General features: G+C 50.1%; 1 protein-coding gene. It reads left to right on the top strand.

The window, feature by feature from the left end; translation table 11 throughout:
• Positions 1-8: 8 nt before the first annotated feature.
• A complete protein-coding gene (locus HMPREF3140_RS02435) occupies positions 9-1,541 on the top strand; it encodes an IS3 family transposase (protein WP_070552840.1) in 1,533 nt (510 codons plus the stop codon).
• Positions 1,542-1,562 lie beyond the last annotated feature (21 nt).

Raw genomic sequence — 1,562 nt, 5'->3', positions numbered from 1 at the left:
GTTAATTTATGCATTCATACGAGGACCGGATCCGGGCCGTCGAACTCTATTACCGGTACGGAAAGAAAGCCTCCGTTGTCGTCATGGAGTTGGGATATCCTTCCACAAAACAGCTGGGCCGTTGGGTTCGGATTTATGAAGAGAAGGGCGATTTACCCAGGGAATTAAAACCAAGAGAACGCTATTCACGTACACAGAAAATTGCTGCTGTTGAGCATTATCTTACTCACGGTGGTTGCCTGTCGTACACTCGCCGAGCCATCGGCTACCCCAGTAACGAAATTCTAAAGCGCTGGATTGAAGAGTTTTACCCAAATGCGCGTCCCCTGGTCATTCGCTCAGGCACAAGCAAATGCTTCAGCCCGGAAGAGAGGTCTCAGGCCGTCCGGGAGCTCTGTAACCGACGTGGAACCGCGCGTAAAGTTGCACAAAGCATAGGCGTCAGCGTCCCGGTCCTGTACAAATGGAAGAAAGACCTTATCAGTGACGAGGCTTATCAATCCATGCGCAAACGAAAGGCAGCCCCTCAAGATAAAAATCAGGATGCTTTACTCGGTGAAATCCAGCGACTCAGGCAGCAGGTTCATCAGCTGCAGCTCGAACGTGACATACTGACAAAGGCGAATGAACTGATAAAAAAAGATCTGGGCATCAGCTTTCTGACACTGAAAAACAGGGAGAAAACCCTGATAGTTGATGCCCTTAAGAAAAAGTACCCCGTTGCTGAGTTGCTAAGCGTTCTGCAACTTGCCCGCAGCTGTTATTTTTACCACAAAGCCAGCAAACGTCAGTGCGATAAGTATGCGGAAATACGCGTGATCATGGCCGATATCTTTGAGGAGAATTACCGCTGTTACGGCTACCGGCGCCTTCACGCGATGCTTCGCGGTAACAACAGGGTTATTTCTGAAAAGGTTGTCCGCAGACTGATGGCAGAAGAGCAGCTCGTTGTTAAGCGCACCAGGCGACGACGATACAACTCTTACTGTGGCGAAATCGGCCCGGCACCGGAAAATTTACTCGCCCGGGATTTTAGTTCCTGCAGGCCAAATGAGAAGTGGCTGACCGATATTACGGAGTTCCAGCTTCCGGCTGGAAAAGTCTATCTGTCGCCGGTTATCGACTGCTTTGATGGCCAGGTTGTAAGCTGGTCGATAGGAACACGCCCGGACGCGACGCTGGTGAATACGATGCTCGATGAAGCACTCGATACGCTCAACGAACATGATAAACCGGTAATACACAGCGATCGTGGTGGCCATTACCGGTGGCCGGGCTGGCTCGATCGTATCAACACCTCCGGACTTATAAGGTCCATGTCGCGCAAAGGATGCTCGTCGGATAATGCTGCGTGTGAAGGCTTCTTTGGGCGTATCAAAAACGAAATGTTCTATGGCAGAAACTGGACTGGTATCACGCTGGAAAAATTTATCTGCTTCCTGGACAGGTACATACGCTGGTATAACGAGAAACGTATCAAGCTATCATTAGGTGCAATGAGTCCGGTGAAGTACCGGCAGCATCTTGGGATCACAACATAACAGTCCAGGAAAACATCCGCA

The organism is Klebsiella sp. HMSC16A12, assembly GCF_001808265.1.
In the GTDB taxonomy this organism is placed as follows: Bacteria; Pseudomonadota; Gammaproteobacteria; order Enterobacterales; family Enterobacteriaceae; genus Klebsiella; species Klebsiella pneumoniae.
Note: the sequence above shows the minus strand (reverse complement) of the source record. Positions and strands in the feature narration are given on the sequence as shown.